General features: G+C 77.3%; 1 protein-coding gene. It reads right to left on the bottom strand.

Features of this window, described 5'->3' with window-relative positions; translation table 11 throughout:
• Positions 1-2,274, bottom strand: a 2,274-nt coding sequence (locus DKL51_RS07605; protein ID WP_124811875.1) for an ATP-binding protein, incomplete at both ends; no start/stop codon positions are given.

Below are 2,274 nucleotides of genomic sequence, written 5' to 3'. Positions count from 1 at the left end.
GACCTGGGCGCCGTGCGCCCGCTCCGCCGGATACCGGGCGGGCAGCACGGCGGCCACGGTGGACACCTCGGCGGCGAGGTCGGCGTCCGCGACCAGCGCGGCGGTACGCGCGGCGGCACTGAGCACCGGCCACCCCTCCCGGGGCAGCTCGGGCAGGCGGTCGTCGGCCAGCGCGGTGCGCGCCGCCCGTACCGCCTCCACCTTGTCGTCCGCCGCCAGGGCGGCCTCGATCCGCAGCTCGTGCAGCGGGAGCCGGTGGTTCGGCCAGAGGTACGGCCGGGCCAGGAAGGCCAGCGCGCGGCCGACCAGTTCGTCGGCGGCCGGGTGGGCCCGGGCCAGCCGCAGCCCGGCCCGGAGCTGGAGCCAGTGCAGCCCGGAGACGCCGGGCGGATCGATCCGGGCCGCCTCGGCGCAGGCCGCGTCGGCCTCGTCCCAGCGGCCCAGGGCGATCAGCGCCTCGGCCCGGTTGGAGAGCAGGTACGCCCCGGTGGAGCGGCTGATCCCGACCCGCCGCGCCTCGGTCACCCCGGCCGCGGCGGCCTGCTCCGATTCGGCGTAGCGGCCCAGCTCGAAGAGCACGTCGGAGAGGTGGACGAGGGCGCTCACCAGCGCCGGCGCGTTGCCGGATTCGCGGGCCAGGACCTCCGCCCGACGCAGTTCGGCCAGCCCCAGGTCGGGTGCCTTGTCGGTGCGGCAGAGCATGGCGATCCGGGTGGGCAGCAGCGCCACGTCCTCGCCGACCGCCTCGGCCGCGGCCATCGCCTCCGCGGCCACCGTGGCGGCCTGTTCGGGGTCGATCTTCACCAGATGGGCGGCGATGTCGGCGAGCAGCCGGACCCGCTCGGGGCCGTCCGGCACCCCGGCCGCCAACCGGTACGCCTCGCGCAGCTCGGTCCTGCCGTCGCTCTTGCCGAGCAGCGCCAGCAGTCGGCCCCGCTGGTCGAGCAGCCGGGCGGCGCGCAGCGGCTCGGCGTCGGTGTCCACCTCGGCCAGCGCGGCCCGGGTGAGGGTGACCGCCCGGTTGTAGTCGCCGGCGGTGGTGGCCGCGGCGAGCGTCTCCTCCAGCACCCGCAGGTGGTCCATGCCGAGCCGGTCGGCGGCGTCGGGTACCAGCTCCCAGAGCTCCAGAACCCGTTCCAGCAGCCGGCTCTGCTCCGCGTACGCGTACCGGTCGGCGGCGGCGCAGGCGGCCGCGCGGGCGGTGACCAGGGCGCGGGGGTGGTCGTGCGCGGCGTACCAGTGGTGGGCGATCTCGGCGGGGGCGCGGCCGGCGGCCACCAGGTGCGGGTGCGCCTCGATCGTGGCGGCGTAGCGGGCGTGCAGCCGGGCGTGCTCGCCGGGCAGCAGCTCGTCGTGGACGGCCTCGCGGACCAGTGCGTGCCGGAACTCGTAGTCGCCGTCCGGGTCCGCCACCACGAGCTGGGCCGCCACGGCGGCGCGCAGAGCGTCCTCCAGCTCGTGCTCGGGCAGGCCGGCGACCTCGGCGAGGAGCTCGTGGGCGAAGCGGGTGCCGCCCGCGGCGGCGATCCGCAGCACCCGCTGGGCCGGTTCGGGCAGCCGGTCCACTCGGGCCAGCAGCAGGTCGCGCAGGGTCTCGGGCAGCGCGGCGCAGCCCACCGGGTCGCCGGCGGCGGCGAGTTCCTCGATGAAGAACGGATTGCCCTGGGTCCGGCCGTGGACGTCGTCGACGGCCCGGGCGGTCGGCTCGGCGCCGAGCAGGTCGGCGAGGATCGCGGCGGTGCCGTCCCGGTCGAGCCGGCCCAGATCGACGCGTTCGACGCCGCGGGCGCGGTCGAGCTCGGCGAGGAAGGGGCGCAGCGGGTGGCCGCGGTGCAGCTCGTCGGTGCGGTAGGTGCAGATCAGCAGGAGCCGGCCGGTGCGGGCCGCCCGGACCAGGAAGCCGATGAGGTCCCGGGTGGAACGGTCGGCCCAGTGCAGGTCCTCGATCACCAGCACCAGCGGCTGCCCGGTGGCGATCCGCTGGAACAGGTCGGCGACCAGGTCGAACAGGTAGCCGCGCGGGGTGTCGGAGACGGGCAGACCGGTGGGCGCGGCGACGCCGGCCGGCACCCGGGCCAGCTCCGGCAGCAGGCGGGCGAACTCCGGCTCGTACCCGGAGAAGACGCCCGGGCCGTCGCGGCGCAGCACCTCGCGCAGCGCGGCGGCGAACGGCGCGAAGGGCAGGCCGGCCTCGCCCAGTTCGAGGCACTGGCCGACCAGCACCCGGGCCCCGCCGTCGGTGGCGAGGCGGGCGAACTCCTCCAGCAGCCGGGT

It is taken from the genome of Micromonospora globispora, from assembly GCF_003857015.1.
Classification (GTDB): domain Bacteria; phylum Actinomycetota; class Actinomycetes; order Mycobacteriales; family Micromonosporaceae; genus Micromonospora; species Micromonospora globispora.
This window is presented reverse-complemented; position numbering and strand designations above follow the sequence as displayed.